Source organism: Citrobacter braakii, from assembly GCF_002075345.1.
Classification (GTDB): Bacteria; Pseudomonadota; Gammaproteobacteria; order Enterobacterales; family Enterobacteriaceae; genus Citrobacter; species Citrobacter braakii.
Window position 1 is genome coordinate 1 of sequence record NZ_NAEW01000050.1, and the last position, 4100, is coordinate 4100.

Below are 4100 nucleotides of genomic sequence, written 5' to 3' on the forward strand. Positions count from 1 at the left end.
TTGAGATGGTAATGCCGGGCGACAACATCAAAATGGTTGTTACCCTGATCCACCCAATCGCGATGGACGACGGTCTGCGTTTCGCAATCCGTGAAGGCGGCCGTACTGTTGGTGCGGGCGTTGTTGCCAAAGTAATGAGCTAATTGCCGAATAACATTTGACGCAATGCGCAATAAAAGGGCATCATTTGATGCCCTTTTTGCACGCTTTCACACCAGAACCTGGCTCATCAGTGATTTTATTTGTCATAATCATTGCTGAGACAGGCTCTGAAGAGGGCGTTTAGTCCGAAACGCACCAGAGCATTTCGGTTTGGATCGCCTCGCTTACGCGGGGTGAAAATGTTTGTAGAATACTTCTGACAGGTTGGTTTATGAGTGCGAATACCGAAGCTCAAGGAAGCGGGCGCGGCCTGGAAGCGATGAAGTGGGTTGTTGTCGCTGTATTGCTGCTTGTAGCTATCGTTGGCAACTACCTCTATCGTGACATGATGCTGCCGCTGCGTGCGCTGGCCGTAGTGATTCTGATTGCCGCAGCGGGTGGTGTCGCGCTGTTGACAACAAAAGGTAAAGCGACCGTTGCTTTTGCCCGTGAAGCGAGAACCGAAGTCCGTAAGGTCATTTGGCCAACTCGCCAGGAAACATTGCACACCACATTAATTGTGGCTGCGGTTACCGCAGTAATGTCACTGATCCTGTGGGGACTGGATGGTATTCTGGTTCGCCTGGTATCCTTTATCACTGGCCTGAGGTTCTAAGATGTCTGAAGCCCCTAAAAAGCGCTGGTACGTCGTTCAGGCGTTTTCCGGTTTTGAAGGCCGCGTAGCTACATCGCTGCGCGAATATATCAAGTTACAAAATATGGAAGAGCTGTTTGGCGAAGTCATGGTGCCGACCGAAGAAGTGGTTGAAATCCGTGGCGGCCAGCGTCGCAAGAGCGAACGTAAATTCTTCCCGGGCTATGTATTGGTCCAGATGGTGATGAATGACGCAAGCTGGCACCTGGTGCGCAGCGTGCCGCGTGTGATGGGCTTTATCGGCGGTACTTCTGACCGTCCGGCGCCGATCAGCGACAAAGAAGTTGATGCGATCATGAACCGTCTGCAGCAGGTTGGCGACAAGCCGCGTCCGAAAACGATGTTTGAGCCAGGTGAAATGGTTCGCGTTAGCGACGGTCCGTTCGCTGACTTTAACGGCGTGGTTGAAGAAGTGGACTACGAGAAGTCTCGTCTGAAAGTTTCCGTATCTATCTTCGGTCGTGCGACTCCGGTTGAACTGGACTTCGCTCAGGTTGAAAAAGCCTAACACCCCGATCAAAAAAGCGACGATTTAATCGTTGCACAAGGCGCGAGATTGGAATACAATTTCGCGCCTTTTGTTTTTATGGATCCTATCCGTAAAACGAATTTAATCACGGGGAGCCTCCTTGAGGCGTTATAACCCAACTAGAGGAATTTAGAATGGCTAAGAAAGTCCAAGCCTATGTCAAGCTGCAGGTTGCAGCTGGTATGGCTAACCCGAGTCCGCCGGTAGGTCCTGCACTGGGTCAACAAGGCGTGAACATCATGGAATTCTGCAAAGCGTTCAACGCTAAAACTGATTCCATGGAAAAAGGTCTGCCAATCCCGGTTGTTATCACCGTTTACGCTGACCGTTCTTTCACTTTCGTTACCAAAACGCCTCCGGCAGCAGTTCTGCTGAAGAAAGCGGCTGGTATCAAGTCTGGTTCCGGCAAGCCGAACAAAGACAAAGTGGGTAAAATTTCCCGCGCTCAGCTGCAGGAAATCGCGCAGACCAAAGCTGCCGACATGACTGGTTCCGACATTGAAGCGATGACTCGCTCCATTGAAGGTACTGCACGTTCCATGGGCCTGGTAGTGGAGGACTAAGAAATGGCTAAACTGACCAAGCGCATGTCCGTGATCCGTGACAAAGTTGATGCTACTAAGCAGTATGACATCAACGAAGCTATCGCTCTGCTGAAAGAGCTGGCCACTGCTAAATTCGTAGAAAGCGTGGACGTTGCTGTTAACCTCGGCATCGATGCTCGTAAATCTGACCAGAACGTACGTGGTGCAACTGTACTGCCGCACGGTACTGGCCGTTCCGTTCGCGTAGCCGTATTTACCCAGGGTGCAAACGCTGAAGCTGCTAAAGCTGCAGGCGCTGAGCTGGTAGGTATGGAAGATCTGGCTGAACAGATCAAGAAAGGCGAAATGAACTTTGACGTTGTTATTGCTTCCCCGGATGCAATGCGCGTTGTTGGCCAACTGGGTCAGGTTCTGGGTCCGCGCGGCCTGATGCCAAACCCGAAAGTTGGTACTGTAACTCCTAACGTTGCTGAAGCTGTTAAGAATGCTAAAGCTGGTCAGGTTCGTTACCGTAACGACAAAAACGGCATCATTCACACCACCATCGGTAAAGTGGATTTTGACGCTGACAAACTGAAAGAAAACCTGGAAGCTCTGTTGGTTGCGCTGAAAAAAGCAAAACCGACTCAGGCAAAAGGCGTGTACATCAAGAAAGTTAGCATCTCCACCACCATGGGTGCTGGCGTTGCCGTTGATCAGTCCGGTCTGACTGCGACTGTGGCGAACTAATATTCGCCTTTACGTGGGCGGTGATTTTGTCTACAATCTTACCCCCACGTATTCTGCTAATTGCAGACGTATATCTGAGATATTCAGGCTGTGGCAAGGCAGTCAACGCCACTACAGATTGAATAGCGACAGATAGAAAAGATTTGTTCGTTGGAGCCTGGCCTAATCCAGGCCTCCGTCGAAGACCGCAGGTGTTTCGTAAGAAACTTAATGCCCTGCGTAGACGGTGACAGAACGCTAAGATTATTTCTGATACTCTGGCTTGTTTCTGCTCACCGTATTTAGACGCTCTCTCCGTTGGGGGGAGTGAAGTGAGTTCCGGAACATGAGTTCCGGCAAACATCCAGGAGCAAAGCTAATGGCTTTAAATCTTCAAGACAAACAAGCGATTGTTGCTGAAGTCAGCGAAGTAGCCAAAGGCGCGCTGTCTGCAGTAGTTGCGGATTCCCGTGGCGTAACTGTAGATAAAATGACTGAACTGCGTAAAGCAGGTCGTGAAGCTGGCGTATACATGCGTGTTGTTCGTAACACCCTGCTGCGCCGCGTCGTTGAAGGTACTCAGTTCGAGTGCCTGAAAGACACGTTTGTTGGTCCGACCCTGATTGCATACTCTATGGAACACCCGGGCGCTGCTGCTCGTCTGTTCAAAGAGTTCGCGAAAGCGAATGCAAAATTTGAGGTCAAAGCCGCAGCCTTTGAAGGTGAGTTGATTACGGCATCGAATATCGATCGCCTGGCAACTCTGCCGACCTACGAAGAAGCAATTGCACGCCTGATGGCAACCATGAAAGAAGCTTCGGCTGGCAAACTGGTTCGTACTCTGGCTGCTGTACGCGATGCGAAAGAAGCTGCTTAATCGCAGTTATCTTTGTAAAGCATCTGCTTACGTATAAACTTATTCTGATTTTCAGGAACAATTTAAATGTCTATCACTAAAGATCAAATCATTGAAGCAGTATCCGCTATGTCCGTAATGGACGTTGTAGAACTGATTTCTGCAATGGAAGAAAAATTCGGTGTTTCTGCTGCTGCTGCTGTAGCTGCTGCTGCTGCTGTAGCTGTAGCTGCTGGCCCGGCTGAAGCTGCTGAAGAAAAAACTGAATTCGACGTAATTCTGAAAGCTGCTGGCGCTAACAAAGTTGCTGTTATCAAAGCAGTACGTGGCGCAACTGGCCTGGGTCTGAAAGAAGCTAAAGACCTGGTAGAATCTGCACCGGCTGCGCTGAAAGAAGGCGTGAGCAAAGACGACGCAGAAGCACTGAAAAAATCTCTGGAAGAAGCTGGCGCTGAAGTTGAAGTTAAATAAGCCAACTTTTCTGGTTGCAGCCTAAGAAATTAGGCTGATGGCTGGTGACTTTTTAGTCACCAGCCTTTTTGTGCACAGAAAACCCCCAGCTAGGCTGGGGGTTCCGGAAAGCTTTCAGCTTTGGGCCAGTTATTAAAACCCCTTTTGATTTGTTAAAACACATTGCGGTCTGGCAACTGCAAATGTTTAACAAGA

Annotated in this window: 7 protein-coding genes; all 7 read left to right on the forward strand. The window is 49.7% G+C overall.

Features of this window, described 5'->3' with window-relative positions:
- Nucleotides 1-143: EF-Tu C-terminal domain-related protein (locus BZK42_RS27495; protein WP_446661267.1), on the forward strand; the 143-nt coding region annotated here is incomplete at its 5' end.
- Nucleotides 144-373: 230 nt separating this feature from the next.
- On the forward strand, nt 374-757 hold the full coding sequence (gene secE, locus BZK42_RS27500) for a preprotein translocase subunit SecE (protein WP_003033128.1): 384 nt from the start codon (nt 374-376) through the stop codon (nt 755-757).
- Between the two features lies 1 nt (nt 758).
- Nucleotides 759-1304, forward strand: coding sequence for a transcription termination/antitermination protein NusG (nusG, locus tag BZK42_RS27505; RefSeq protein WP_003033125.1), 546 nt, complete (start codon nt 759-761; stop codon nt 1302-1304).
- A 155-nt stretch (nt 1305-1459) separates the two neighbouring features.
- Nucleotides 1460-1888, forward strand: a complete 429-nt coding sequence (gene rplK / locus BZK42_RS27510) for a 50S ribosomal protein L11 (protein WP_003033122.1) — start codon at nt 1460-1462, stop codon at nt 1886-1888.
- A 3-nt stretch (nt 1889-1891) separates the two neighbouring features.
- Nucleotides 1892-2599, forward strand: a complete 708-nt coding sequence (gene rplA / locus BZK42_RS27515) for a 50S ribosomal protein L1 (RefSeq protein ID WP_016155300.1) — start codon at nt 1892-1894, stop codon at nt 2597-2599.
- 358 nt (nt 2600-2957) lie between these two features.
- The gene (gene rplJ / locus BZK42_RS27525; RefSeq protein WP_005132895.1) at nt 2958-3455 is read left to right on the forward strand and encodes a 50S ribosomal protein L10; all 498 of its coding nucleotides are present in this window, start codon (nt 2958-2960) and stop codon (nt 3453-3455) included.
- 66 nt (nt 3456-3521) lie between these two features.
- The gene (rplL, locus tag BZK42_RS27530; protein ID WP_080861473.1) at nt 3522-3905 is read left to right on the forward strand and encodes a 50S ribosomal protein L7/L12; all 384 of its coding nucleotides are present in this window, start codon (nt 3522-3524) and stop codon (nt 3903-3905) included.
- Nucleotides 3906-4100: the final 195 nt, after the last annotated feature.